Annotated in this window: 25 protein-coding genes and 1 tRNA gene; 16 read left to right on the top strand and 10 right to left on the bottom strand. The window is 65.0% G+C overall.

All coding sequences use genetic code 11. The features are described from left to right. Nucleotides 1-13 precede the first annotated feature (13 nt). The 8 genes from lptB to A9975_RS11680 all read left to right on the top strand — a co-directional run bounded on the left by lptB (nucleotide 14) and on the right by A9975_RS11680 (nucleotide 6,952). Nucleotides 14-799: an LPS export ABC transporter ATP-binding protein gene (lptB, locus tag A9975_RS11715; protein WP_150991814.1), complete on the top strand. Its 786-nt coding sequence runs from the start codon at nucleotides 14-16 to the stop codon at nucleotides 797-799. 134 nt (nucleotides 800-933) lie between these two features. Beyond that, the gene (locus A9975_RS11710) at nucleotides 934-2,409 is read left to right on the top strand and encodes an RNA polymerase factor sigma-54 (RefSeq protein WP_043343436.1); all 1,476 of its coding nucleotides are present in this window, start codon (nucleotides 934-936) and stop codon (nucleotides 2,407-2,409) included. Nucleotides 2,410-2,458: 49 nt separating this feature from the next. Beyond that, nucleotides 2,459-2,809 (top strand): ribosome hibernation-promoting factor, HPF/YfiA family, encoded by a 351-nt coding sequence (gene hpf, locus A9975_RS11705; protein ID WP_006159435.1) that lies wholly within the window; start codon nucleotides 2,459-2,461, stop codon nucleotides 2,807-2,809. Nucleotides 2,810-3,196: 387 nt separating this feature from the next. Beyond that, the gene (gene ptsN, locus A9975_RS11700) at nucleotides 3,197-3,652 is read left to right on the top strand and encodes a PTS IIA-like nitrogen regulatory protein PtsN (RefSeq protein ID WP_006159436.1); all 456 of its coding nucleotides are present in this window, start codon (nucleotides 3,197-3,199) and stop codon (nucleotides 3,650-3,652) included. Between the two features lie 35 nt (nucleotides 3,653-3,687). Continuing rightward, nucleotides 3,688-4,659 carry an HPr(Ser) kinase/phosphatase gene (gene hprK, locus A9975_RS11695; protein WP_006159437.1) on the top strand — a complete coding sequence of 324 codons (972 nt, stop codon included), beginning with the start codon at nucleotides 3,688-3,690 and terminating at the stop codon, nucleotides 4,657-4,659. A gap of 188 nt (nucleotides 4,660-4,847) precedes the next feature. Further along, entirely contained in the window at nucleotides 4,848-5,171 is a 324-nt protein-coding gene (locus A9975_RS11690) for a PsiF family protein (RefSeq protein WP_150991818.1), read from the top strand. Nucleotides 5,172-5,290: 119 nt separating this feature from the next. Further along, nucleotides 5,291-6,208, top strand: coding sequence for an RNase adapter RapZ (gene rapZ, locus A9975_RS11685; protein WP_183032826.1), 918 nt, complete (start codon nucleotides 5,291-5,293; stop codon nucleotides 6,206-6,208). Nucleotides 6,209-6,274: 66 nt separating this feature from the next. After that, nucleotides 6,275-6,952, top strand: a complete 678-nt coding sequence (locus A9975_RS11680; RefSeq protein ID WP_255503170.1) for an LON peptidase substrate-binding domain-containing protein — start codon at nucleotides 6,275-6,277, stop codon at nucleotides 6,950-6,952. 6 nt (nucleotides 6,953-6,958) lie between these two features. On the opposite strand, the gene mutY is transcribed toward A9975_RS11680, so the two are convergent. From mutY to mutM, 3 genes are all read right to left on the bottom strand, one after another. Next, nucleotides 6,959-8,128, bottom strand: a complete 1,170-nt coding sequence (gene mutY, locus A9975_RS11675; RefSeq protein ID WP_183032848.1) for an A/G-specific adenine glycosylase — start codon at nucleotides 8,126-8,128, stop codon at nucleotides 6,959-6,961. Between the two features lie 135 nt (nucleotides 8,129-8,263). Then, a complete protein-coding gene (locus A9975_RS11670; RefSeq protein ID WP_183032825.1) occupies nucleotides 8,264-10,207 on the bottom strand; it encodes a dynamin family protein in 1,944 nt (647 codons plus the stop codon). Nucleotides 10,208-10,490: 283 nt separating this feature from the next. Next, nucleotides 10,491-11,375, bottom strand: a complete 885-nt coding sequence (gene mutM / locus A9975_RS11665; protein ID WP_183032824.1) for a bifunctional DNA-formamidopyrimidine glycosylase/DNA-(apurinic or apyrimidinic site) lyase — start codon at nucleotides 11,373-11,375, stop codon at nucleotides 10,491-10,493. Between the two features lie 141 nt (nucleotides 11,376-11,516). Between mutM and A9975_RS11660 the strand changes: the two genes are divergently transcribed. From A9975_RS11660 to pth, 7 genes are all read left to right on the top strand, one after another. Further along, the gene (locus tag A9975_RS11660; RefSeq protein ID WP_183032823.1) at nucleotides 11,517-13,400 is read left to right on the top strand and encodes a tetratricopeptide repeat protein; all 1,884 of its coding nucleotides are present in this window, start codon (nucleotides 11,517-11,519) and stop codon (nucleotides 13,398-13,400) included. 129 nt (nucleotides 13,401-13,529) lie between these two features. After that, entirely contained in the window at nucleotides 13,530-14,150 is a 621-nt protein-coding gene (gene lolB, locus A9975_RS11655; protein ID WP_150991837.1) for a lipoprotein insertase outer membrane protein LolB, read from the top strand. Beyond that, entirely contained in the window at nucleotides 14,147-15,025 is an 879-nt protein-coding gene (gene ispE / locus A9975_RS11650) for a 4-(cytidine 5'-diphospho)-2-C-methyl-D-erythritol kinase (RefSeq protein ID WP_183032822.1), read from the top strand. The genes lolB and ispE overlap by 4 nt, the downstream gene beginning before the upstream one ends. 59 nt (nucleotides 15,026-15,084) lie before the next feature. Beyond that, a tRNA-Gln gene (locus A9975_RS11645) sits at nucleotides 15,085-15,161 on the top strand. A gap of 97 nt (nucleotides 15,162-15,258) precedes the next feature. Next, nucleotides 15,259-16,212, top strand: a complete 954-nt coding sequence (locus A9975_RS11640) for a ribose-phosphate pyrophosphokinase (protein ID WP_017229695.1) — start codon at nucleotides 15,259-15,261, stop codon at nucleotides 16,210-16,212. 122 nt (nucleotides 16,213-16,334) lie between these two features. Beyond that, the gene (locus A9975_RS11635) at nucleotides 16,335-16,931 is read left to right on the top strand and encodes a 50S ribosomal protein L25/general stress protein Ctc (protein WP_183032821.1); all 597 of its coding nucleotides are present in this window, start codon (nucleotides 16,335-16,337) and stop codon (nucleotides 16,929-16,931) included. A gap of 339 nt (nucleotides 16,932-17,270) precedes the next feature. Next, nucleotides 17,271-17,864: an aminoacyl-tRNA hydrolase gene (gene pth / locus A9975_RS11630; RefSeq protein ID WP_043343405.1), complete on the top strand. Its 594-nt coding sequence runs from the start codon at nucleotides 17,271-17,273 to the stop codon at nucleotides 17,862-17,864. A 98-nt stretch (nucleotides 17,865-17,962) separates the two neighbouring features. On the opposite strand, the gene A9975_RS11625 is transcribed toward pth, so the two are convergent. From A9975_RS11625 to A9975_RS11605, 5 genes are all read right to left on the bottom strand, one after another. Further along, nucleotides 17,963-18,223, bottom strand: coding sequence for a YfhL family 4Fe-4S dicluster ferredoxin (locus tag A9975_RS11625; RefSeq protein WP_150991846.1), 261 nt, complete (start codon nucleotides 18,221-18,223; stop codon nucleotides 17,963-17,965). Between the two features lie 69 nt (nucleotides 18,224-18,292). Beyond that, nucleotides 18,293-18,781: a pantetheine-phosphate adenylyltransferase gene (gene coaD, locus A9975_RS11620; protein WP_174426608.1), complete on the bottom strand. Its 489-nt coding sequence runs from the start codon at nucleotides 18,779-18,781 to the stop codon at nucleotides 18,293-18,295. Nucleotides 18,782-18,998: 217 nt separating this feature from the next. Next, entirely contained in the window at nucleotides 18,999-19,628 is a 630-nt protein-coding gene (gene rsmD, locus A9975_RS11615; RefSeq protein WP_183032820.1) for a 16S rRNA (guanine(966)-N(2))-methyltransferase RsmD, read from the bottom strand. Nucleotides 19,629-19,705: 77 nt separating this feature from the next. Next, the gene (locus A9975_RS11610; RefSeq protein ID WP_183032819.1) at nucleotides 19,706-21,067 is read right to left on the bottom strand and encodes a pitrilysin family protein; all 1,362 of its coding nucleotides are present in this window, start codon (nucleotides 21,065-21,067) and stop codon (nucleotides 19,706-19,708) included. A gap of 24 nt (nucleotides 21,068-21,091) precedes the next feature. Next, complete coding sequence (locus A9975_RS11605) at nucleotides 21,092-22,621, bottom strand: pitrilysin family protein (protein WP_183032818.1); 1,530 nt, start codon at nucleotides 22,619-22,621, stop codon at nucleotides 21,092-21,094. Nucleotides 22,622-22,681: 60 nt separating this feature from the next. Here A9975_RS11605 and ftsY point away from each other — a divergent pair, with 60 nt between their 5' ends. Continuing rightward, entirely contained in the window at nucleotides 22,682-23,827 is a 1,146-nt protein-coding gene (ftsY, locus tag A9975_RS11600) for a signal recognition particle-docking protein FtsY (protein ID WP_183032817.1), read from the top strand. A gap of 89 nt (nucleotides 23,828-23,916) precedes the next feature. Here the strand turns inward: ftsY and maiA are convergent, their stop codons facing one another. Next, complete coding sequence (gene maiA / locus A9975_RS11595) at nucleotides 23,917-24,564, bottom strand: maleylacetoacetate isomerase (RefSeq protein ID WP_183032816.1); 648 nt, start codon at nucleotides 24,562-24,564, stop codon at nucleotides 23,917-23,919. Nucleotides 24,565-24,568: 4 nt separating this feature from the next. After that, complete coding sequence (locus A9975_RS11590) at nucleotides 24,569-25,270, bottom strand: fumarylacetoacetate hydrolase family protein (RefSeq protein ID WP_183032815.1); 702 nt, start codon at nucleotides 25,268-25,270, stop codon at nucleotides 24,569-24,571. Between the last annotated feature and the right edge of the window lie 214 nt (nucleotides 25,271-25,484).

Raw genomic sequence — 25,484 nt, 5'->3', positions numbered from 1 at the left:
TGACTTCACCTTCATGACCGCTACCCAAACCGCACCGTCCCAGCCCGCCACCCTGAAGGACAGCAGCACGCTGGTCGTGCGCCACCTGAAGAAGCGCTACGGCTCACGCACCGTGGTCAAGGACGTGTCGCTCGACGTGAAGAGCGGCGAGGTGGTTGGCTTGCTGGGCCCCAACGGCGCGGGCAAGACCACGTCGTTCTACATGATCGTGGGGCTGGTGGCGCTGGACGAGGGCGATATCGTGCTCGACGACAAGCACATCAGCGGCCTGGCCATCCATGAGCGCGCGCGCATGGGCCTGTCCTACCTGCCGCAGGAAGCCTCCGTGTTCCGCAAGCTCAATGTGCAGGAGAACATCCGCGCAGTGCTGGAGCTGCAGCTCAACGATGGCAAACCCCTGGGCAAGGCCGAGATCGAGCGCCGGCTGGACACCCTGCTGGATGACCTGCAGATTGCCCACCTGCGCGACAACCCGGCGCTGTCGCTGTCCGGCGGCGAGCGCCGCCGCGTGGAAATCGCCCGCGCGCTGGCCTCCGCGCCGCGCTTCATCCTGCTCGACGAGCCCTTCGCCGGCGTCGACCCGATCGCGGTTGGCGAAATCCAGCGCATCGTCAGCTTCCTCAAGGCACGCAATATCGGCGTGCTGATCACCGACCACAACGTGCGCGAAACGCTGGGCATCTGCGACCACGCCTACATCATCAGCGAAGGCGCGGTGCTGGCGTCCGGGCAGCCTGAAGACATCATCGCCAACGAGTCGGTGCGCAAGGTCTACCTGGGCGAGAACTTCCGCATGTAAGGGCGCGCGGCGCCTGCCGCGCATCGCCCCCGGGCGGCTTCAGTGTCGCCTTTTATCCTTCAAACGATCATAGCGACACCAGCGATAGCAATTTCCGTTCCACCAGTACGGAAGTTGGGCATAAAATAGGTCGCATGAAACCGTCGCTACAGCTCCGCCTCTCGCAGCATCTCGCGCTTACGCCGCAACTCCAGCAGTCGATCCGGCTGCTGCAACTGTCCACGCTTGAACTGCAGCAGGAAGTGGAACAGGCGTTGACAGAGAACCCCTTGCTCGAGCGCGAGAACGACTGGCTGGACAGCCCGTTGCGCGTGTCTTCGGACGGCTCGGTGAACCTGCAGAGCGCGCCAGCGCCGGCGCCCGCCGATGGCCAGGGCACCAGCGAGAACCGCCCCGATGGCGCCCCCGAAGCCGACGACAGCTACTCCGACAGCAATGAGGACTACGGCAGCGACTGGAGCCTGGACGACTTCGCCCGCCGCCCGCAAGGCGAAGACGACGAAAAAACCCCGATGCAGCTGCGCGACGCCGAGCCCACGCTGCGTGAACACCTCATGGAGCAGTTGGCGCCGCTCAAGATTTCCCTGCGCGACAAAGGGCTGGCTATCTTCCTGGTCGAATCCCTGGACGATGACGGCTACCTGAGCACCACGCTCGAGGAAATCTGCAGCGAGCTGCCGGAGGAGCTCGAGTTCGAGGTCGACGAGATCCAGGCTGTGCTCACGCTGCTGCAGAGCTTCGATCCGCCGGGCGTCGGGGCGCGCAACGCCGCCGAATGCCTGGCGCTGCAATTGCGCAGGCTCAAGCATCCGCAGCGCGAACTGGCGCTGAGCATCGTCACCAACCACCTCGAGCTGCTGGCGGTACGCGATTACACGCGCCTGAAAAAAGCGCTGCAAGTGGACGAGCCGGAACTCAAGGCGGCACATGAACTGATCCGCTCGCTCGCGCCCTATCCCGGCCATGCCTACAGCCGGCCGGAAGCGGACTTCGTGGTGCCCGATGTTTTTGTTCGAAAGTTGAGCGGCGGATGGATCGCCCACCTCAACCCGGATGTGATGCCGCGGCTACGCATCAACGACATGTACGCGCAGATTTTGCGCGGTGCAAAAGGCGATGCGGGCGCGGCCGGACTGCAGCAAAAGCTGCAGGAAGCACGCTGGTTGATCAAGAATATCCAGCAAAGGTTCGATACGATATTGCGCGTCGCACAAGCCATTGTCGAACGTCAAAAGAACTTCTTCACCCACGGTGAAATTGCGATGCGCCCCTTGGTTTTGCGGGAGATTGCCGATACACTGGGTTTACACGAGTCCACCATCTCTCGGGTGACTACCAATAAATACATGGCAACGCCGATGGGGACTTTCGAGCTGAAGTATTTTTTCGGCTCTCACGTATCCACAGAAACCGGCGGCGCGGCCTCATCAACGGCAATCCGTGCGTTGATCAAGCAATTGATAGGAGCCGAAGACGCTAGGAACCCCTTGTCCGACAGCCGGATTGCCGAATTGCTCGGCGAGCAAGGCTTTGTGGTGGCACGGCGTACCGTTGCCAAATACCGCGAAGCGCTCAAGATTCCAGCAGTCAATCTCCGTAAGACTTTGTAGCCGAGCTGCATCGCCTGCCTGATGCAGCTCTTTCAGAAGGAGAAACGCTATGAACTTCAAGATCAGTGGACACCACTTGGACATCACGCCCCCTCTGCGTGAGTACGTGGAAACGAAACTGGAGCGTATCGTCAGGCATTTCGATCAAGTCATTGGCGTAAGTGTGCTGCTCTCTGTCGACAATACAAAAGAAAAGGACCGGCGGCAGTACGCGGAAATCAATCTACATCTCAAGGGCAAGGACATCTTTGTCGAAGCGCATCATGAAGACCTGTATGCCGCTATCGACGCACTGGTCGACAAGCTCGACCGGCAGGTGATTCGCCACAAGGATCGCGTGCAGAGCCACGACCGTGAAGCGGTCAAGTATCAGATGGCCGCATCGCAGATGCAGCAATGACCGTGCCTGGCGGCCCACATACCGGGCCGTCGGTGTCAGTCCCTTGAAAAACGGAATCAAGCCGCGCCCAGAGCGCGGCTTTTTCGTTGCAGCCCACCCGATCGGGTCACGCAGGGGATTCCGCAACGCATATGTAGCAGTGTATGCTGTGCAATACATGGTTGACTGGCCTGGCCATTCCGGTGCATGCGGCACCGCTTGAGCGCATCGGCTATTGCAATGCACAAAGCGGAAGCGGGCCTGCTCTATAATGGCCAGACGCCCGACACCGGCATGGGGGGACACCCGGTGGACACCTCGGGCCTTGGTTTTTATCCTCTTTCCGCCCGGCGGGACGCCTCCTGGCCCCGGGCCTGCTTACTAGATAGAAAACCCTGCGCATTCCACATGAATCGTTTGGCTAAATTGCTGCCACCCGGCAACATCAACCTCGACGTCAGCGTCACCAGCAAGAAGCGCGTGTTCGAACAGGCCGGGCTCCTCTTCGAGAACAACCATGGCGTAGCGCGCGCGACCGTGACCGACAACCTGTTCGCCCGTGAGTCGCTGGGGTCCACCGGCCTGGGCGCGGGGGTTGCGATCCCTCACGGCCGCATCAAGGGACTGAAGCAGCCACTGGCCGCCTTCATGCGCCTGGCCGAGCCGATCCCCTTCGAGTCGCCCGACGGCAAGCCGGTCGCGCTGCTGATCTTCCTGCTGGTGCCCGAACAGGCCACCCAGCAGCATCTGGAAATCCTCTCCGAGATCGCCCAGCTGCTGTCCGACCGCGAGATGCGCGAAGGACTGGCTACCTTGCCCACCCCCGACGACGTGCACCAGTTGCTGACGCAATGGCACCCTTGATCCGGCACTGAAAGCCCGTCCCTGAAAGCACCCGAATGGAACTCACTGGCGTCACCTCGCAGTCGATCTTCGACGACAACGCAGCCGATATCAAACTCTCCTGGGTAGCAGGACTTGAGGGAGCGGACCGGGCATTCGATGTCGAGTTTGCGCGTGAAGCCACGTCCGCGGCCGATCTCGTCGGCCACTTGAACCTGATCCACCCGAACCGGATCCAGGTGCTGGGCAAGCCCGAAATCACGTATTACCAGCGTCTCGATGACGAGATGCGCAAGCGCCAGATGGGCGAGCTCATCCTGCTAGAGCCGCCGTTCCTGGTGATCGCCGACGGCATGGAACCGCCGCCCGACCTGGAGCTGCGCTGCACACGCTCGTCCACCCCGCTGTTCACCACGCCGGTGTCTTCTGCCGCGGTAATCGATCACCTGCGCCTCTATCTGTCGCGCATTTCCGCGCCGCGCGTGACCATGCACGGCGTGTTCCTCGACATCCTCGGCATGGGCGTGCTGGTGATGGGCGAGTCCGGCCTGGGCAAGAGCGAGCTCGGCCTGGAACTGATCTCGCGCGGACATGGGCTGGTGGCGGACGATGCCGTGGATTTCGTGCGCCTCGGGCCGGACTTCATCGAGGGCCGCTGCCCGCCGCTGCTGCAGAACCTGCTGGAAGTGCGCGGCCTGGGCCTGCTCGACATCAAGACCATCTTTGGCGAGACCGCGGTACGCCGCAAGATGAAGCTCAAGCTGGTGGTGCAGCTGGTACGCCGCAACGATGGCGAATTCGAGCGCCTGCCACTGGACTCCCAGTATCTCGACGTCCTCGGCCTGCCCATCCACATGGTCAAGATCCAGGTGGCGGCCGGCCGAAATCTCGCCGTGCTGGTCGAGGCCGCCGTGCGCAACACCATCCTGCGCCTGCGCGGCATCGACACGCTGCGCGACTTCATGGACCGCCAGCGCGCCGCCATGCAGGCCGATGTCGCATCGCGGGGCCAGGGCCGGCTGCTCTAGGTTTGGCAGGCCCACGCCGTGCGACCACGACGGGGCCGTTTTCAATTGCTTACATCCGGCCGCGCTTCGATGGTCAACGCGATGGGGGTATAGGCCGTTTTGTGCAGTAATGGGCATTGGGCCCAGCCCCGAGTTGCCGAGCCGACAGGCCAGCAGCCATGAAGTTTTCCACAGCCAGGAGAGCAAGCATGAAAAAATTGATCGCGATGTGCGTGCTGGTAGCCCCGCTTTTTGCCACCGGCGCCTTCGCCCAGAATGCACCGGCCGCAGCACCCGCGGCACCGGCGGCAGCTAACACCCAGCAGGACAAGATGAAGGCTTGCAACACGCAGGCCACTGGCAAGAAGGGCGACGAGCGCAAGGCCTTCATGAGCGATTGCCTGTCCAACAAGCCCGCGGCCGCACCCGCCAAGAACAGCCAGCAGGAAAAGATGAAGACCTGCAATGCCCAGGCCACCGGCAAGAAGGGCGATGAGCGCAAGGCCTTCATGAGCGACTGCTTGTCCAAGTAAGCTACCGGCATCATTTGCGGAACGGACGTGTAAAAATGGCGAACCTCTTCGGTTCGCCATTTTTACTGGCACGGCGCCGTCATGACGGCGTCATCACCTGATGTTATGCTTGTCGTGCTATGCGCATCATACTTATCACCGGGATCTCCGGCTCCGGCAAATCCGTTGCCTTGAACGTACTGGAAGACGCGGGCTACTACTGCGTCGACAACCTGCCGGCGCAGTTTATCCCGGAGTTGGCCCAGTACCTGGCGGCGCAGGGCTACACCCATCTGGGCGTCGCCACCGATATCCGTAGCCGCGAGTCGCTGGACGAGCTGCCCGGCACGCTTCGCGACCTCGCCTCCGAACACCAGGTCCGGGTGGTCTTCCTGACCGCCAATACCGATGCGCTGGTGCAGCGCTATTCCGAGACGAGGCGGCGGCATCCGCTGTCGATGCGCGCAGCCATGGCTGGCCTCTCGGACAATCCCAAGAACGAGAATCTCGCCGACAGTACCGCCGAGCCCGCATTCAACGACACCTCGCTGATCGAGGCCATCGAGATGGAGCGCGAACTCCTGAGCCCCCTGGCGGAGGCTGCGCACCGCATCGACACCAGCAATGTGCGCACCAATACATTGCGCGCGTGGATCAAGGAATTCGTGCGCGGCGATGACCTCAAGCTCACGTTGCTGTTCGAGTCGTTCGGCTTCAAGCACGGCGTGCCCAGCGATGCCGACCTGGTGTTCGACGTGCGCTCGCTGCCCAACCCCTACTACGACCTGGCGCTGCGCCCGCTGACCGGCCGCGACGAGCCCGTGATCGATTTCCTGCAAAGCCAGCCGATGGTGCTGGCCATGGCCGAGGACATACGCGCCTACGTGGAAAAGTGGCTGCCAAGTTTCATCGCTGACAATCGCAGTTACCTGACCGTCGCAATCGGTTGCACTGGCGGGCAGCATCGCTCCGTGTACATCGCGGAAAGACTTGCCAACTATTTTCGCGCCCATGGTAATGTGCTGGTGAGACACCGCGAGCTCGCACCGGGCGGCTAAACGCCGCACCGCCAGGTTTCGTGGTCAGGCTCGGCAATCCTCGCCCGAAACCTTTGCTGGCTCAGCATGTCCTCACCCGCCACGCCCGGCTCATCCGCATCGTTCGCCGCCTCGCACAGCACCTCGGCGGGGCCTACGCTGGATAGCCTGCCGCTGTTTCCGCTGCATACCGTACTCTTTCCTGATGGGCTGCTGCCACTGCGCGTGTTCGAAGCGCGCTATGTGGACATGGTGCGCGCCTGCATGCGCGATCGCACGCCCTTCGGTGTCTGCCTGATCGCCAGCGGCAATGAGGTCGCCCGCCCGGACGAGCCCACCATGCCCGAGACGATCGGCTGCCTGGCCGACATCATCGACTGCAATATGGAGCAACTGGGCGTGCTGCTGATCAGCGCGCGCGGCCGCCAGCGCTTCCGGTTGCTGGGCCACAGCGTGAACCCGGACGGCTTGCTGGTCGGCCAGGCGGAGTTGCTGCCGCCCGACATCATCGACTGCAAGCTCGAACTGCTGGGCGAATGCCTGGCCGTGCTACGGCGTATCGTTGCCTCGCTCCATGCCGAGCACCCGGGCGAGCTGCCTTTCTGCGAGCCGTTCCTGTGGGATGACCCCAGCTGGGTGGCCAATCGGCTGTGCGAGTTCCTGCCGGTGCCGCTCAAGGCCAAGCAGATGCTGATGGCGCTGCCGGACGCGGGCATGCGGATCGAGATCGTGCATAGATACATGCGCCAGCACCACATCCTCTAAGCAACGTTAAAACAATCCGCCTTGGGCTTGCGCCTCCAGCAGCTTGCGCACCGGCGCGGGCGTGCCTACCGCATCCAGATCGTCCAGTGACAGCCAGCGTAACGCGGGGCCGTTGGCGGCATCGCGCGCGGTGAGGCCGGTGACGTCGACGCGAATGGCGCGGATCAGCAGGCGGAAGTGCGTGAAGACGTGGGTGAGCTCACCGACCATATTGGCCGTGCTGGGAATGCCGAATTCGCGGGCGCGTTCCAGCGCAGCGTCTTCGGCCAGTTCCGCATCGAAGGGCACGGTGTCGACCGGCATTTCGGGCAGGCTCCACAGCCCGCCCCAGATGCCGCTGTCCGGGCGCAGTGCAAGCAGGACCTCGCGGCCGCGGCGGACCAGCAGCATCACGGTGCTGCGCTCGGGAATGGCGGCACGCGGCTTCGGCGTGGGCAGCACGCCGGTCAGCCCGTCGCGCCGCGCCACGCAGTCGCTGGCCAGCGGGCACGACGCGGCGGCGGCGAGGCAGGCTGGCTTGCCGCGCGAACAGACAGTGGCGCCAAGGTCCATCACGCCCTGGGTGTAGGACACCATGTCCTCGGCTTGCGCCGGCCCCTTGGCGGGCAGGACCGCATCGGCCAGTTGCCACATGCGGTTCTCCACCGCCTTGACACCGGGATGGCCATGGATGCCAAAGAACCTGGCAAAGACGCGCTTGACGTTGCCATCCAGGATCGGCGAGCGCACGCCGGCGCTGAACGCCGCCACGGCTGCCGCGGTGGAGCGGCCGATGCCGGGCAGCGTCGCCAGCACCTCGGGGTTGGTCGGGAACACACCGCCATGCTCGCTCATCACGGCCTTGGCGCAGCGGTGCAGGTTGCGCGCGCGCGAGTAGTAGCCAAGCCCGGCCCACAGCGCCATCACCTCGTCCGCGCTGGCCTCGGCCAATGCGGCCACGGTTGGCAGCCGGCCGACGAAACGCTGGAAATACTCGATCACCGCGCTGACCTGGGTCTGCTGCAGCATGATCTCGGACAGCCAGATGCGGTAAGGGTCGCGGGTGTTCTGCCACGGCAGGTCATGGCGCCCGTGCACACGCTGCCAGCCCACCACGCGCGCGGCGAAATCGGCAGGAACCACGGCGGGGGAAAGGTCGATTGAAACGGCAGGAGAAGCGGCGGGCTTGCGGGGCATCGGGTACGTGACGGGTAAGGCAACAGAGCAATAGCGCCGGAGGCGGCGGCGCGTCATGATACCGCCTCGCCGCCACCAGCCCTCGCCACCTGCACTTGCCGCCGGACTTGCCGCCGGACTTGCGCCGGCCGCGCTTCAGGCCGCGAACGCCCTGAGCTGCCCCTCGTCGGCGTCCGGCTGCAGGATCCGCCTGGAGAACGATTCGATGCGCCCGCTGCGATCGTCCAGGCCGTTTAGCACTTCCTCGAGCTGCGCGATGCGGCTCTCGAGCGTGTCGGTGGCCTCGTGGATGCGCTCGATCGAATCGACCCGGCGGCGCAACTGTTTCTGGTGCTCGCGCACCTGCGCCTCCAGCGGCGTCATCACCGACTTGAGCCAGATCTCGATATCGCGGTTCAGATCCCGGAAGGTTTCCAGCACGCGGGTGGCGATGGTGGAAAACGCGCTCTGCACCAGCTGCGGGCGCGAGCGCGTAAGCATGTTCATGGCGCCGAAGTGCGTGTGGGCCAACCCCAGCGTCTGCTGCAACTCGCTGACGTAGCGCGCGGTGACGAACTGGATCGGCGCGGGCAGCGTAAAGCCATGCTCGGCATTGAATCGGCGGTACATGCTGTCGGTGAGCTGGTGGAGCTGGGCGATCTTCTGGTCGGCCTCGCTGACCAGTTCGCCGAGCCGCACGAACAAGGCGTCCATGTCCTCGCGCATGCCGCGCGAGAAGAAACGCTCCTTCATCTGCTCGCGGCGCTCGCGCATGGTGCGGCGCACGTCGCGCAGCTGCAGGCTCTTGATGATGTCCGCGCTATGGCGCCCGAACACCAGCCGCAGCGCCTGGAACTTGGCGATGCTCTGCTCGAACTCTTCTTTCTCCGACTGCACGCGCATCAGCATATGCTTGACCATCGCGTGGTTCTTGCCGCGCAGCCCGCGCAGCTCGAACAACTGCTCGACGATGCTGCGGCGGCGGCTTTGCAGCAGTTGCTGCGCGCCACGCGCCATCTCCTCGACCGAGCGCTGCACCTGGTCGGCGACGATCTCGCGCCGCTGCGGGATCAACTGGTCAGACAACACGTGCTCGAACTGCGGCAGGCCGCTGCGCGCCAGCAGGTCGTCGTCGTTGGTGACCTTGGCCACCAGGCCCTTCTGCGCCGACACCGGGTAGACGCGCGACTCGTCGATGCCCAGCACATGAGCGCTGGTGGTGACCTGGCGCGTGATCTCGGCCGCGGTCTCGGCCGGCGACTTGAGCGGGTCCCACAGGCCATCGATCTTGTTGAGCACCGCCAGGCACCCCTTGCGGTGGCCTGCGCTCACATGGCTGCGCCAGAGGTCGAGGTCGCTCTTGGTCACGCCGGCGTCGGCCGCCAGCATGAACACCACGACATGCGCGTCCGGGATCAGGCGCAGCGTCAGCTCGGGCTCGGTGCCGATCGCGTTGAGGCCCGGCGTGTCGAGGATGACCAGCCCCTGGCGCAACAGCGGATGCGGGAAGTTGATGACCGCGTGGCGCCAGCGGGAAATCTCGACCATGCCGTCGGCATCGAGCGCGTAGGCGGCGTCGGGATCGTTCTCGTTGTACAGGCCAAGCGACTCGGCCATCTCGCGCGTGACACGGTTGGTTTCGACCACGTGCCGGAACGCATCCAGCATGCCATCGGGTGACGAGGGGTCGAGCGGCACGGTATGCCAGTGCGCATCGACGTCAAGGAAATCGGCCGTGGACGCTTCCTGCAGGCGCGTCTCGATCGGCAGCAGCCGGATGCACGGCGCCTCGGCTTCGTCGTAGCGCAGCTCGGTCGGGCACATCGTGGTGCGCCCCGCGGAAGACGGCAGGATGCGACGGCCGTAGTCGGCAAAGAAAATCGCGTTGATCAGCTCGCTCTTGCCCCGCGAGAACTCCGCGATGAACGCCACCTTGAGCCGGTCGCTCTTGAGCACACCCTGGATGCGCTGGACGCGTTCATCGGCCTGGGCGTCGTAGAGATCGTGCTGCTGCAGCCAGGAGCGGAATTCGGCCAGGGAGTGGAGTACCCCGGTTCTCCAGGCGCCGTATTGTTCGAATTGAAGGGCGAGGGTTGTCATTGGCACTGGGGTCGGCTTGGCGAAAAGCCCCCGCGACGGCGCTGCAGGCCTGACATCTCGATGTCCGATGGCCGGCACCCGGGCGGTGACATGGTGTCTTTGTAACACTTTTTTACGTTCTTCAAGATACAGGTTTACGGCGGATTTTTGTGAAATTCGAGTCGCCCGCCGCCTTGCCTGTTGCGCCGGGCCATCGGGTTGGCGCCACATTCGCAAGAAGATAGGCAATCGTCACTCTCGTACGGCCCGCGCAACGAGAGCCGCAGGCACGGCGGCGCCGCGCTCAACGTTGGCAGCTCGGGCAGTAGAACGTGGAGCGCTGCCCCTGGACGATCTGCCTGATGGTGGTGCCGCAGACCCGGCATGGATGGCCGGCGCGGTCGTACACGGCGCAATCCAGCTGGAAATATCCACTGCTGCCATCGCTGCCGACAAAGTCGCGCAAAGTGCTGCCACCGCGCTCGATCGCGCGGGCCAGCGTGTCGCGCACGGCCTCGGCCAGGCGTTCGCAACGCGCCAGAGACAAGCGCCCGGCCGGCGTGGTGGGGCGGATGCCAGCGGCAAACAGGCTTTCCGATGCATAGATATTGCCCACGCCCACCACAATGTCGCCCGCGAGAAGCACGGTCTTGATGGCCGCGCTGCGCCCGCGTCCCAGGCGATAGAGCCAGGCCCCGTCGAAACGTGGGTCGAACGGCTCGATGCCGAGCTTGCTCAGCAGCGGATGGGTCGGCAATTGCGACTCTTCGAGCAGGCTCCACAGCACCGCGCCAAAGCGCCTCGGATCGCGGAAACGCAGCACCAGGCTGTTGGCGGCTGCGCTGGGCTGCGTATCGGCCACGCCGCCGGGGTCGGCAAGGACCAGGTCAAGGTGATCGTGCGTGCCCGGCGGCGGCGCCTGCGGCAACACCCGCAAAGTGCCGGTCATGCCAAGGTGGATCAGCAGCCATCCCGGAGCCTCGCCGTCCGGGCGCACGCACTCCAGCAGCAGGTATTTGCCGCGCCGCTCGATGCGCGCGATCACCCGCCCGGCCAGCTGCGACTCCAGATCCGGCTCGACCGGCCAGCGCAAGCCGCGATGGCGCACCACCACGTCGGCAATGCGCCGCCCAACCACATGCGGCAGCAAGCCGCGCCGGGTCACTTCGACCTCCGGCAACTCAGGCATCGAACCTCTCCCTTTTGTGCCACTCAAACCGCCAGAGACCCCAGCCGTGCCGGTGCCATGCGGATAAGCAAAGCATTGTAGCGGCAGGCTACAATGCCTTTACCTTCCCCATCGCCTTTGAGTGCTGGAGCACCCACCCACATGTCGGACCGCCTGGACCGTACCCCGATGACCACCGCTCAACTTCTCTTCCCCCGGCGGCCGCTGCGTCACAGGCTCGCGGCCACGGCTGCGGCCGCGGTGGCAGTCTGCGCCCTGGCGCCGCTTGCCAGCCACGCCGCGCCCGCGGACGGCAAGCCCGCGATGAAGGTCGCCGCGGAGGCCACCACGCCAATCCGCTCGAACCCGCTGCCGCCGAAGATGCCGCTGCCGACGGTGCCGCTGACCGCGGACATCCTCTACCGGGTGCTGGCCGCGGAAATCTCCGTCCAGCGCGGCGTGGTCGGCCCCGCTTACCAGACGTACCTGGAACTGGCGCGCAATACGCGCGACCCGCGCTTTGCCCAACGCGCCACCGAGATCGCGTTCAATGCCCGCAGCGCCCAGCAAGCGCTTGACGCCGCGCGGCTGTGGACCGAGCTTGCGCCCACCTCCGCCGGTGCGCGGCAGGTGCTGTCGACCCTGCTGGTCCTTAGCGGCCGATGGGACGAAGCCGAACCCCTGCTGGCTCTGCAGCTCAATGGCGTGCCGCCGAGCCAGCGGCCGGAGGCCATCCTGCAGATGCAGCAGCAGCTTTCGCGCACCAGCGATCCCGCCGGCGCGGCCGCGCTGCTGCAGCGCCTGGTGGCGAACGACCTGAAATCGGCCGAGACTCACCTTGCCCTTGCGCGCGCCAAGGAAGCCGCCAGCGATATTCCCGGCGCGCTGGCGGAGCTCGACGAGGCCCAGAAGATCCGTCCCGACTTCGAAGGTGCCGCGCTGATGGCTGCCGAGCTGCGCGCCGACAGCGCACCGGACCAGGCCATTGCCGGGCTCAAGGCGTTCGTCAACAAGGCCCCAGCCTCGGTCAACGGGCACATCACGCTGGCCCGCCTCTACCTGCAGCAAAACGACCTGCAAGCCGCGCGCGCGGAGTTCGAGACACTGCGCAAGATTGCGCCGAAGGATCCGCGCGTGCCGCTCGCCCTCGGCCTCACCAGCCTGCAGTCCAAGCGCTACGACGAAGCCGAGCTGTACCTGAAGGAATACCTGCAACTCGCCGAGCAAGTACCGGCGGCCAGCCCGGATATCGCCTACCAGTACCTGGCGCAGATCGCTGAGGAAAAGAAGGACTACCCGGCGGCCGTAGCCTGGCTCGACCGCATCGACGACGCCCGCCTCGCGCCGGCTGCAGCCGTCAAGCGCGCGCAGTTGCTGGGCCGCATGGGCAAGCTCGACGACGCCCAGGCGGTATTCAACGACATGCTGGCCGATGCCGAGGATATACCCGAGCCCGACCAGCGCGCGCAGCGCATGACCGCTATCCGCCAGGCAGAAGTTGGCATGCTGATCGACGCCAAGTCCTACGACCGCGCCCGCAAGGTGCTGGATGAACGCGCCGCGGCGGAGCCCGACAACTCGGACTGGGTCTATGAACTCGCCATGCTCGATGAGCGCGAGAAGCGCTACGACAGCATGGAAAAGCTGCTGCGCCGCGTGATCGCCATGCAGCCGGAAGCCAAGCAGGGCTATAACGCCCTGGGCTATTCGCTTGCGGACCGCAACGTGCGCCTGCCCGAAGCCCTCCAGCTGCTGGAAAAAGCCTCGGCGCTGGGCCCGGACGACCCCTACATCATGGATAGCCTGGCCTGGGTCAAGTTCCGCCTGGGCCAGCTGCAACCGGCCGCTGAGCTGCTGCGCAACGCTTACGCCAAGGCGCCCGAGGCCGAAATCGGCGCCCACCTCGGTGAGGTGCTGTGGCAGCTCGGCCAGCAGGACGAGGCCCGCAAGACCTGGACCGAAGCCGCCAAGATCGAGCCGGATAACGTCATCCTGATCGACACCCTGCGCCGCTATAACGTCCCGCTCTCCGCGCTGTCCAAGTAGCATCCTGCCGTCCGCAGCCGTCCGCAGCCATCACGCAGCATTCCGATCACCCGCAATCATCCGCCGCCCGGCCCTCGCGCCGGGCCGGCAGCCCGGCGCCCGGCGGCGCCGGCGCGCACGCCAAACGCCATGCCCACATCCCGACGCCTTGCCCTGCTCTGCCTGAGCGCCCCCTTATGGCTCGCCGCCTGCGCCAGCATCACGCCCACGCGGCAGTTCGACGCCGGCGAGACCGCCCAGGCTCGCGACCTCAGCGGCCGCTTCGCCGCCAACTACGTGCGCTACGGCCGCGATGAAGGCGTGCAGGGCAGCTTCCAATGGCATGAGCAAGGCCGCAATGTGCGCCTGGACCTGATCTCGCCGCTGGGCCAGACCCTGGCGGTGGTCACCTCCACGCCTTCGGGGGCCACGCTCGACCTGCCCAACCAGCCACCGCGCAACGCCCCCGAAGTCGATACCTTGCTGGAAGAAGCGCTTGGATTTTCGCTGCCGGTGGCAGGCCTGCGCGACTGGCTGCACGCCCGCCCCGCGCCCGGCAGCCCGGCGCGCACCACGCGTGACGACAACGGACGGCTGGCTACCCTGGCGCAGAACGGCTGGACCGTGCGCTACGTGGCATGGCAGGAAGCCGCACCCACGACACCATCCACGCCGGCCGCGGCGAGCCCGCGCCGCATCGACCTCGCGCGCGACGGCGCAGCCAACCCGCTCTCGGTACGCCTGGTCATCGATCCGGAGCAAGCACAATGAGCACGGCCCGCACCTTGCCTGCGCCTGCGCTGCGCGACTGCCCGGCGCCCGCCAAGCTGAATCTCTTCCTGCATGTGACCGGACGCCGCGCGGATGGCTACCACACGCTGCAGACGGTTTTCCAACTGGTGGACTGGAGCGATACGCTCGACTTCTTCCGCCGCGATGATGGCCGCATCGAGCGCATCAGCGACGTGCCGGGCGTACCGGCGCAGAGCGACCTGATCGTGCGCGCCGCGCAGGCCTTGCAGCAAGCTGGCGGCACCCGCTTTGGCGCAGACATCGCGATTGCCAAGCGGCTGCCGATGGGCGGCGGCATCGGCGGCGGATCGTCGGACGCGGCGACCACGCTGCTGGCACTGAATCATCTTTGGGGGCTGGGCCTGGGACGCGACGAACTCAAGCGCATCGGCCTTTCGCTAGGTGCCGACGTGCCGTTCTTCGTGCATGGAGAAAACGCGTTCGCGCAGGGGGTTGGCGAGGAACTGACGACGGTCGAATTGCCTGAAAGCTGGTTCGTGATCATCCATCCGCGGCAGCATGTTCCGACCGCTGCAATTTTTTCAGACGAGCGCTTGACAAGGGATACGGCGATCTCCATAATAGCGGACTTCACTGGATGCACAAACAAGTTCGGTTTCGGTCGCAACGACCTGGAAGCGATAGCAACAGTGAAGTTCGGCGAAGTTGCCCGAGCCCTTGAATGGTTGAGACAGTACAGTCCACATGCAAGGATGACCGGTTCCGGAGCCTGCGTGTTTGCACGATTCAACGACGAGCAAACTGCGCAGCAGGTACTAGACCGGTTGCCTCCCGAATGGGATGGCAGGTGTGCGAAGAGTTTATCGCAACACCCACTCGCAACGCTCGCATAAAAGTTTTTCGTTCGGCGTCGCAGTCAGTTGAATGTGACGATGGACGTACCCGGTTGTGTAGGGGAGTCGCCAAGTTGGTCAAGGCACCGGATTTTGATTCCGGCATTCGAAGGTTCGAATCCTTCTTCCCCTGCCATTACATCCTACAGTGTCCTTACGGACCTGCACGAAAAGCTGCCGGCACTAGCCGGCAGCAATCGTTCCCCCCTCCAGTAGCAAGACAGGTGCACCGAATGAGCAGCGAAGGCTTGATGGTTTTTACCGGCAACGCCAACCCCAAACTCGCGGAGGCTGTCGTTCAGCACCTCGGCATCCCGCTCGGGAAGGCCCAGGTCGGTCGGTTCTCCGACGGCGAAGTCCAAGTTGAAATCCAGGAAAATGTTCGCGGCAAGCACGTCATCGTGCTGCAGTCCACCTGCGCGCCGACCAACGACAACCTGATGGAACTGATGGTGATGGTCGATGCGCTCAAGCGCGCTTCGGCACGCAGCATCACTGCCGCCATGCCCTACTTCGGCTATGCCCGCCAGGACCGCCGCCCGCGTTCAGCGCGCGTCGCGATCTCGGCCAAGGTGGTAGCCAACATGCTGGAAGTTGCCGGCGTCGAGCGGGTCCTGACCATGGACCTCCACGCCGACCAGATCCAGGGCTTCTTCGATATCCCGGTTGATAACATCTACGCCTCCCCGGTTCTGCTGGGCGACCTGCGCGAGAAGAACTACGGCAATCTGCTGGTGGTCTCGCCCGACGTCGGCGGCGTGGTGCGCGCCCGTGCGCTGGCCAAGCAGTTGAACTGCGACCTGGCCATCATCGACAAGCGTCGTCCCAAGGCCAACGTGGCCGAAGTGATGAACATCATCGGTGAAGTCGACGGCCGCAACTGCGTGATCATGGATGACATGATCGACACCGGCGGCACCCTGTGCAAGGCGGCCCAGGTGCTCAAGGAACGCGGCGCGCTGAAGGTATTCGCTTACTGTACCCACCCGGTCCTGTCCGGTGGCGCGGCTGCCCGCATCGCCGACTCCGAACTGGATGAAGTGGTGGTGTGCGACACGATTCCGCTGCGCGACGATGCGATCCAGTCCGGCAAGATTCGCCAGCTCTCGACCGCATCGCTGCTGGCAGAGACCTTTACCCGGATCGTCAAGGGCGACTCGATCATGTCGCTGTTTGCCGATTCCTGATAGAATTCAAGGCTTTACCGCGTTTGCGGCTGTTTTTTGGGGAGTAAGACCCCGATTACGGCACGTGACGAGGTTCATCGGGCTGTCTGGTCGCGGACAGCCCTCTTACATTTGGAGTCATCATGAAAGTAGTAGCCTTCGAGCGTAGCGTACAGGGAACGGGTGCGAGCCGCCGCCTGCGCAACGCCGGCAAGACCCCCGGCATCATCTATGGCGGCGCAGCCGAACCCAAGATGATCGAACTCGATCACAACGCACTGTTCCACGCGCTGAAGAAAGAAGCATTCCACTCGTCGATTCTCGACCTCGAAGTGGAAGGCAAGGCTGAAAAGGCCCTGCTGCGCGCTTTCCAGATGCACCCGTTCAAGCCGCTGGTCCTGCACGTTGACTTCCAACGCGTGTCGGCCACCGACAAGATCCACGTCAAGGTGCCGCTGCACTTCATGAACCAGGAAAACGCCCCGGGCGTGAAGCTGGGCCATGGCATCGTCAACCACATCCTGAACGAACTGGAAGTGTCGTGCCTGCCGGCCGACCTGCCTGAGTTCATCGAAGTGGACCTGGGCAATGCAGAACTGGGCCAGACCCTGCACCTGTCCGACGTGAAGCTGCCGAAGGGCGTGAGCGCCATCACCCACGGTGACGAAAACCCCGCCATCGCCAGCATCTCGCTGCCGGCCGGCGGCGTTGCTGCAGCGGAAGAAACGCCTGCTGCCTGAGTACCCTGAACGCGGCCTTTGGGCCGTGTGACAGGACGGCTCTTGCAGCCGCAAGAAAAAACCGCCGGCGCGTCCGGCGGTTTTTTTTCGTCCCGAGGTTCGCGTATGCTTGGCTTCTGGCAGCACACCCATGCGCGATGCGAAGCGAGCCGTCAAGGTGTGCCAAGGCCGTATGGGGCGGCGACCTACTTTTTTGGCAAGACAAAAAAGTAGGTCGCCGCCCCGCAGGAGTGGTGAAACTGCTGTTGATCTTGACTTTGCAGTTGTAGTTGCAGCCAAGCAGTTGCCAGCTGCCCCGCGCCTCGTGCGTCGAGCCCCATCAACCAAGAAGTACAACGCATGATCAAACTCATCGTCGGCCTCGGAAATCCCGGGGCGGAATACGAAGCCACGCGCCACAATGCCGGCTTCTGGCTGGTCGACCAGCTTGCCCGCATGGGCGGCGTCACCCTGCGCGTGGAAGGCCGCTTCCACGGGCTGGCAGCGCGCGCCCGGCTGTGGGACCAGGAAATCTGGCTGCTCAAGCCGTCCACCTTCATGAACCGCTCCGGGCTGTCCGTGGTATCGCTCGCGCGCTTCTACAAGATCCTGCCGGACGAGATCGCGGTGGCGCATGACGAGATGGACCTGCCCTCGGGCACCGTCAAGCTCAAGCGTGGCGGTGGCGCGGGCGGCCACAATGGCCTCAAGGATATTTCCGCACACCTGACCACCCAGGACTACTGGCGCCTGCGCATTGGTGTCGGCCATCCGCGCAATTCGGCCGGTGGCGGTGGCGAGCGCGAAGATGTGATCAATTTTGTGCTGAAGCCGCCGCGCCGCGAGGAGCAGCAGGCCATCGACGAAGCCATCGACCGCAGCATCGCACCGCTTGGGTTGCTGGCCAAAGGCGAGTCCGAGCGCGCCATGCTGGAACTGCATACGAACCGCTGAAACTGCTGAACGCGCGCCCAAACAAAAAGCCCCATCACCGCGAAGGTCATGGGGCTTTTTTTTGCTGCGAGCTTCATGCCGCAAGCCGCAGTGGCAGCTCAGGCTGCCCGTTTGGCCGCCGTAAGGAGACGGTAGCGATCCATCAGGATCTCGCGCGTCTCGATGCGGTTGGGATCGTGCGGGATGCAAGCCACAGGACAAACCTGCTGGCATTGCGGCTCGTCGAAGTGCCCAACGCATTCGGTACATTTGTTGGGGTCGATCTCATAGATCTCGGGCCCCATCGAAATGGCTTCGTTTGGGCACTCCGGCTCACAAACGTCGCAATTGATGCAGTCGTCGGTGATCAATAGTGCCATGGTGTTTCCTTTGAACCCAGCATGCCCCGCGCCCGACTGGCCGCGGCCGACATGTTGCAAGACTCTATTTTATTCCGTTTTGCTGCCGATCTTTTCCGCAAGCCAGCGTTCGACCGAGGGGAACACAAACTTGCTGACATCGCCGCCAAGCACCGCGATCTCGCGCACGAAGGTGCCGGAGATGAACTGGTACTGGTCTGACGGCGTCAGGAACATGGTTTCCACGTCCGGCAGCAGGTAACGGTTCATGCCCGCCATCTGGAACTCGTACTCGAAGTCGGAAACCGCGCGCAAACCCCGCACGATCACGCGCGCATTGTTCTTGCGGACAAAATCCTTGAGCAGGCCGGAGAAACCTTCGACGCGCACATTGGGATAGTGGCCCAGGACTTCACGGGCGATGCCTATGCGCTCTTCCAGCGAAAAGAACGGGCGCTTGTTGGGGCTATGCGCCACGCCGACCACGAGCTCATCGAAGATATTGGATGCTCTGCGCACCAGATCCTCGTGGCCCCGGGTCATTGGGTCGAAAGTGCCGGGATAGACCGCGACGACCATGCTTCCTCCTTGTTCTGCCCGCTGCCGGTCCTGGATGGACCGATCGACCCCGCCCACTATGGTGAAGGCTGGAGCCAAGGCTGCGTGACGAGCGTTGGCGACAGCGGCGTAGTGTAACTCTAAACGCGGCACTTGCAAGCCGCCACATCGCGGTTTTGCCGCGCCGCCGCATCTTGCGTGCCGGTGGCCGGTCACAATGCCCGCGGCCACCGGCCCTTCAAAGGTTCCTGTGCTGCAACAAATGGAAGTGCACCGCGCCAGCCCGTGCATGCCGCACGATCTCCAGCGCCGCCGGCACGGGCGCGTCGGGGCCGATCAGGGCGCGATCCGTTTCGACATACACGGCACCGCCTGGACGTGACAGCCGCGCCGCATGCTCCAGCGCGGGGCCAAGCCAGTCTTCGGCAAAGGGCGGATCGAGGAACACCACGTCGAAGCTGGCCGACGGCATCTGTGCCGCGGTCGCGAACGCATCGCCTTGCACCACCCGGATCTGCTGGGCGTCGAGCCGGTACTGGTTGTCGCGCAGCTGCTTGGCCACGCGCGGATTGGCTTCGACCATGGTGACCTGCTGGGCACCCCGGGAGGCCGCCTCGAAACCCAGTGCGCCGGAGCCGGCAAACAGATCGAGGCAAGCCAGCCCGGACATGTCCTGCCCAAGCCAGTTGAACAGGGTCTCACGCACGCGGTCAGGGGTGGGACGCAGGCCTTCGGCATCGAGCACGGGCAGCGGTGTGCGCTTCCACTTGCCGCCAATGATGCGGACCTGGGCAGGAGACTGCCGCGGCGAGGGGGATGGGGATCGCCCGCTGGCAGCGGGCGAGGGAGATCGGGTACGCGAATTCATGCCGTGATTGTAGAGCCTGCGGCGCGGAAAAGCGCAAGCGCCGGGAACGCCTCCCGGCACCCGCTCCTGTCACTGCGTTATTCCGGTCCACCCACGATGACGGTCGCCATGGCGTCCGGGAACACGTGGCGCTGGAAGGCTTCGCGGACCTGGTTTCGGGTGACCTTGCCGATCTGGGCGGTCCAGGTGTCAAGGTAGTCCAGCGGCAGCCCATACCAGCCGATATTGGCCACATTGGTCAGCAGCTTGCGGTTGCTGTCGATGCGCAGCGGGAAGCCGTTGACCAGATTATCCTTGGCGGCCTTCAGTTCGGTGTCGGTAGGGCCTTGCGCCACGTACTGCGCCAGCACCTTGCGCACCAGCGCCAGCGCTTCGTTGGTCTGTGCCTTCTTGGTCTGCAAGCCGATGCCGAAGGGTCCTGCCTGCTTGGCGGGTGCGAAGTAGCTGTCGACGCCGTAGGTGAGGCCGCGCTTTTCCCGCACCTCATCGGTCAGGCGCGAGCTGAAGCCGCCGCCGCCGAGCACGTAGTTGCCCACCAGCAGGGCAAAGTAGTCTGGATCACCACGCGCGATGGCGGGCTGACTGATGGCGACAGTAGCCTGCTGCGCCGGATGCGGCACGCGCTGCTCGCTAGCCGGGATCTTGAGCTGCACCGGGGGCATCGTGGGCGGCGTGGCGCCAGCCGGCAGGCCGCGCGTCAGCTGCTCGGCAATGGCCTCAGCCTGCTTGCGGTCGATGGCGCCGATCAGCGTCAAGACGGCACGCGACGCCGCGAAATTATCCCGCCAGAAGCGCTCGATATCGGCTCGCGTGATCGATTCGACACTGGCCTCGGTCGGCGACACGCCATACGGGTGCGACGGATAGATCGCCCGCGACACCATCTTGTCGGCGATCACGCCGGGCTTGGTATCGGCCTCGCGGATGGCGGTGATCAGGCGTTGCTTCTCGCGCGCCACCACGGCATCCGGGTAGGCCGGCGCCTTGATCAGCTGCCCGGCCAGCGCGAGCGACTGGCTGAGTTCCGGCTCGGAGGTCAGCGTGCGCAGGCCAATGCCGCCGCGATCGCTACTGGCGGCGCCGCCGAAGTCGGCGCCGGTGTCGGCGAAGGCGTCAGCCACCTGCGCTTCATTGCGGGCCGGCTGGCCATCCTGCGCGGCCGCGCCCTTGTCGAGCAGGGCCGAGGCGAGCGTGGCAAGGCCGGCCTTGCCGGCCGGGTCGTAGCGGCTGCCGGCGTCGAAATCCATATTGACGTCGAGCATGGGAATGGACGGGCTGCGCACGAAATACACGCGGGCGCCGGTGGAGGTGGTCCACTGCTCGATCGGGATCGCAGCCAGCGCGGCCTGCGAGGCGATCAGGGCAAGCGCACCGCAAGCCGCGCCTGCCAGGCGGCGCAACAGGCGTGGCGACGGGATCGTCGGGGCAAAGAGAGGCATCTTGGGTCCTGTCCTCTAGAGCGCTCAGCGGAGCGAGTCGGCGGCGCCGGCCGGAGCCTTCGCCTTGTTCGGGTCGATCGGCTGCGGCAGCAGGGTCGCCACGGTCAGGTTATCGTCGTTGAAGTATTTGCCCGCCACCGCCTGCACCTGTTCCGGCGTGACGGCCTTGATCTTGTCGAGCATGCGGTCGAGCTGGCGCCAGGAAATGCCGGCGATCTCGGCCACGCCGATCTCCATGCCCTGCCCGAACACCGAGTCGCGCTTATAGATCTGCCCCGCCACCACCTGCGCCTTGACCCGCTTGAGCTCTGCGGGCGAGACGCCTTCGCGCGCAATGCGGGCGATCTCGTCGCGCAGCGCGCGCTCGATCTCCTCGGTGCTATGGCCAGTGGCCGGCGTACCGTCGAGCACCATCAGGGACTCGCCGCGGTTGATGCTGTCGTAGCCCACGTTGACGTCGTCGGCGATGCGGCGCTCGCGCACCAGGTCGCGCGTCAGGCGGGCGTTGTCGTAGCCATTGAGCACGGCGGAGAGGACTTCCAGGGCGTAGGGATCGACGTCCTTCTCGACATCGCGCAGGCGCGGCACCTTGTACGCCAGGACCACGTAGGGGTTCTCGGCCGGGGCCTTGACCCAGATCCGCTTGATGCCCTTCTGCGCCGGCTCCTGCTGGTCCTTGCGCAGCGGCAGCGGGCGGGCCTTGAGCTTGCCGTAGGTGCGCTCCGCCAGCGCCTTGACCTCGGCCGCAGTGACGTCGCCCGTTACCACCAGCAGCGCGTTGTCGGGCACGTACCAGTTCTTGTACCAGGCCTGCACGTCTTCCACGCGCATGTTGACCAGGTCGGCCGGCCAGCCGATCACGGGATGCCGGTAGGGCCCGGCGGTGTAGACGGTGGCCAGCAACTGCTCGTAGACGGTGCCGCGCGCGGAGTCGTCCGTGCGCAGGCGCCGCTCTTCCATCACGACCTTCATTTCCCGCTCGAACTCATCCTTCTTGATGATGAGGTTGGCCATGCGGTCGGCTTCCAGCTCCATCATCTTCGGCAGGTACTGCTTGCTGATCTGCTGGTAATAGAGCGTGAAGTCGCGGTTGGTCATGGCGTTCTCGCGCCCGCCCAATGCTGCGATCTGCTTGGAAAACTCGCCCGGCCCGACCTTTGGTGTACCCTTGAACATCATGTGTTCAAGCATGTGCGCCACGCCAGTGGTGCCACTGACCTCGTCCATGCCGCCCACGCGATACCAGATCTGGTGGGCTACGGTGGGCGCGCGATGGTCTTCCTTGACGATGACCCGCATGCCGTTGGACAGCTTGAACTCGGTGGTATCGGCCTGCGCCGCGGCGGTTTGCGCGGCGGGGGCCTGGCCAGCCGGCAACGGCGGCGCCACCACGGCGGTCTGCGCATAGGCAGCGCCGAGCCAGGGCATCGCGATCAACAAAAGGGTGGGAACGAGGCGCCGGGAGAAAGCGGCCGGGCGAACAGCGCCGGCGCCGGCAAGAAGCGAAGCGGTACGGGCGGCGCCCGACCTGGACCTGACAGCACAATGGTTCATGCGACCCCGTCTGCTAGAATTTTGGCGATTGATTCTACCGGGGTATTGACCCCTTTCCCAATGTTTAGTTTCTGGAAGAAGCGCAAGGCCGAACCGGCCAGTGCGCCGCCCGAGGTGCAAAGCCCGGCGCCTGCTGCCACGCCGGCCGCGGTGCCCGCCAGCGCGCCACCCCCAATTCCCGCGGCCGGGCCTGCCCCGGCCGCCGCCGTTCCCGTCCCGCCAACCGCCGTCCAGCCAGTCCGGAGCGCGGCTCCGGCCGCTGCCGAGGAACTGGTCCTGACCCCGCCGCCGGCCGCCTCCGCCGAGGCCAAGCGCGGCTGGATGCAGCGCCTGCGCACCGGGCTGTCCAAGACCAGCCGCAATCTGGGCACGCTGTTTGTTGGCGTCAAGGTCGACGAAGACCTGTTCGAGGACCTGGAAACGGCCCTGATCATGGCCGACGCCGGCGTCGAGGCTACCGAGCACCTGCTGAGCGCGCTGCGCCGCCGCGTCAAGACCGAACGCATCGAAACCGCCGAAGGCGTCAAGGCCGCGCTGCGCGAGCTGCTGACCGACCTGCTGCGCCCGCTCGAGAAGACCATGTCCCTTGGCCGCGAGCAGCCGCTGGTGATGATGATCTCGGGGGTGAACGGCGCCGGCAAGACCACCAGCATCGGCAAGCTGTGCAAGCACTTCCAGAGCTATGACCAGTCCGTGCTGCTGGCCGCGGGCGACACCTTCCGCGCCGCCGCGCGCGAGCAGCTCACCATCTGGGGCGAGCGCAACAATGTCACCGTGGTATCGCAGGAGAGCGGCGACCCGGCGGCGGTGATCTTCGACGCGGTCAACGCGGCACGCGCACGCGGCGTCGATATCGTGATGGCCGATACCGCGGGTCGCCTGCCCACGCAACTGCACCTGATGGAAGAGCTGAAGAAGGTCAAGCGTGTCATCGCCAAGGCGATGCCGAACGCGCCACACGAATCGCTGCTGGTAATCGACGCCAACACCGGCCAGAACGCGCTGTCCCAGGTCAAGGCGTTCGACGACGCGCTGGGCCTGACCGGGCTGATCGTGACCAAGCTCGACGGCACCGCCAAGGGCGGCATCCTGGCCGCGATCGCGCGCCAGCGCCCGGTGCCGGTCTACTTCATCGGCGTGGGCGAGAAGGTCGAGGACCTGCAGCCCTTCAAGGCCGAGGAATTCGCCGACGCACTGCTCGGCTGAGCAGCCCACCCGGCTCGCCAGTAAAAAAGCCCCGCAATCGCTTGCGGGGCTTTTTGCTTATTGCGGCCTGCCGAACCTGGCGTGGCAGCTTATTCGGCGTCCGGCTGCGCCTTGGGCTCGGCCTGCTGGAACGCGGGCAGCGCCATGCAGGAGTCGAACACCTTGGCAATGGCCGGGTAGCGGGCCACGTCGATATTGAAGCGCTGCGCGTTGAACACCTGCGGCACCAGGCAGATGTCCGCCAGCGTCGGCGTATCGCCAAAGCAGAAACGCCCAGCCTTGCCCGAGCGCACGAGGTTGGTATTGACCGACTCGAAACCCAGCTCGACCCAGTGGCGATACCACGCGTCCTTGGCCTCCTCCGCCACGCCCAGCGTGTGCTTGATGTACTTCAGCACGCGCAGGTTATTCAGCGGATGGATCTCGCACGCGACCTCCAGCGCCAGCGCGCGGATGTAGGCGCGGTCGAGCGCGCTGCCCGGCAGCAGGGGCGGCTCGGGATGCGTCTCGTCGAGGTACTCGACCATCGCCACGGACTGGATCAATACGTGATCGTCATCCAGCAGGGTCGGCACCAGCGCATCGGGGTTCAGCGCCCGGTAGGCCGGCTGCAGTTGCTGGCCGCCGTCGCGCAACAGATGCACCGGCAGGTACTCGTAGGGCAAGCCCTTCAATTGCAGGGCAATGCGTACCCGGTACGAGGCGGAGCTGCGAAAGTAGCTGTAAAGCTTGAGCATGGACTCAGACTACCTTGACGGTGAGCTCGCCCACGCCTTCGATCTTGCACCGCATGACATCGCCCTTGACCACCGGGCCCACGCCTTCAGGCGTGCCGCTGTAGATCAGGTCGCCGGGTTGCAGCTCGAACAGCTTGGAGAGATAGGACACCATCTCGGGCACCGACCAGATCAGGTCCGACAGGTCGCCGCGCTGCTTCTCCACGCCGTTGACGGACAGCGTGACCGCGCCCTTCTCCGGATGGCCGATGGCGGACACCGGCACGATCGGGCCGATCGGGGCGGACTTGTCGAAGGCCTTGCCGGTTTCCCAGGGGCGGCCGGTCTTCTTCGATTCGTTCTGCAGGTCGCGGCGCGTCATGTCGAGGCCGAGCGCGTAGCCAAACACGTGGCTCGCGGCATCCGCCTCGGCGATGTCCTTGCCGCCCTTGCCGATGGCAACGACAAGCTCCACTTCATAGTGGCAATTGCTGGTGCCCTGCGGATAGGGGAAGGCGCCTTCGGTGCCGTCGGCCACATAGCTTACGGCGTCGGCGGGCTTGCAGAAGAAGAACGGCGGCTCACGGTCGGGATCCGAACCCATTTCACGGGCATGGGCGGCATAGTTGCGGCCCACGCAGTAGACCCGGCGCACCGGGAACTGAGCGCTGCTGCCGCGCACGGGCACGCCATTGGGCGCCGGCGGGGCAAATACGAATTCGGTCATCCATCTCTCCAGGCATATTCTGTGTTTTAGACTACGCGCCAGCATGCTGGCATCGCCAGTAGACGCCCTGCCGCGCAGCAGGGCAACAGCATACACCGGCGGTTCTGGCCGCGTGCGCCGGCAGCCATTGAATCCGGGAAACCCCGCAATACAATGAAAGGCATCTCGGCGCGAATCTTGCATGGCAAGAGGCATTCCAAGTGACGCCATGAAC

Source organism: Cupriavidus sp. UME77, from assembly GCF_014170355.1.
Taxonomy (GTDB): domain Bacteria; phylum Pseudomonadota; class Gammaproteobacteria; order Burkholderiales; family Burkholderiaceae; genus Cupriavidus; species Cupriavidus basilensis.
Note: the sequence above shows the minus strand (reverse complement) of the source record. Positions and strands in the feature narration are given on the sequence as shown.